This window comes from Oleiphilus sp. HI0128 (assembly GCF_001635365.1).
Map to the genome: position 1 here is coordinate 1 of NZ_LWGG01000466.1, position 917 is coordinate 917.

The 917-nt window shown below is 46.5% G+C and carries 1 protein-coding gene; it reads right to left on the reverse strand.

Annotated elements, in window-relative coordinates:
* Positions 1-103: 103 nt before the first annotated feature.
* The coding region (locus tag A3763_RS05660; protein WP_156494943.1) for a ketopantoate reductase family protein at positions 104-917 on the reverse strand (814 nt) is incomplete at its 5' end.

Consider the following 917-nt stretch of genomic DNA (forward strand, 5'->3'; position numbering starts at 1 on the left):
ATACGCAGGCTCTGGAAAAAGCTTTTTTGGAGTGAATACTCAGCTAAAGTCTTAGGGTGTTATCTTTCCTCTGTGCAGCGAAGCGCTCTGTGAACTCGATGGTTCAATGTGTAGGCAGAGCCTTAACCTTGCTCGCCAAATAACTATTCACTTCGCTACTTAAGGTATGCTGAGCCAAAAACCGGGCTGCAAAGCCATTGATATCATCAATTTCAGTGCGTTTACCCGCGCGAATATCTTGTAGCATAGAGGAGATATTTGTGCTGGTTTTTTGCATCACATCGAAAACCAGCGTTTCGATTTCATCACCGGAAAGAGGGTAGCTTGCTGTGTTTAGCAGCTCGCTAAGTTCTAGCTTCAGTATTGGCCAACCTTCAATAAAACGTCGTGATGTCCGTACTTGGCCATTCGGGCAATTTAGTAGCGCTGTATAGGGATTAATAGCGCAATTGATCACGAGCTTGTGCCACAAAGCCTGCCATATGTCCTTTTCGTATTGGAGTGTTAGCGTCTTGTCTAATGCGGGTGGCTGAAGGTACTTAAGTAGCGCTCGGGCAGCATCGTTAGATTCTGCAGCTTTGTTTAAGGGGCCGACGCGCGTAAGGCCGGAGCCTGCATGGACAATTTGATTTGAAGAAACCCGATTAGCGCCTTCAGTCGTGACGGCGGCGAAAATAGGGTTATCAGGAAAGGCNTCTAGAATGTCGTATTGGCTACCCAGGCCATTTTGGAATAACACTAATAGGGTTTTATCTGTGATGGCTTCACCAAGCTTTTTAAGGCCGGGAAGGGCATCGAAGCTTTTGGTGCACACAAGTAGGCAATCGATTGTTTGCGGTGTTTGTTCTAGCCTAAAGCTTAGTTGGGTATTTTCTGGAATGTGAGCCAGGAAGGGGCTGCTAATAGAGAAGGAAAGT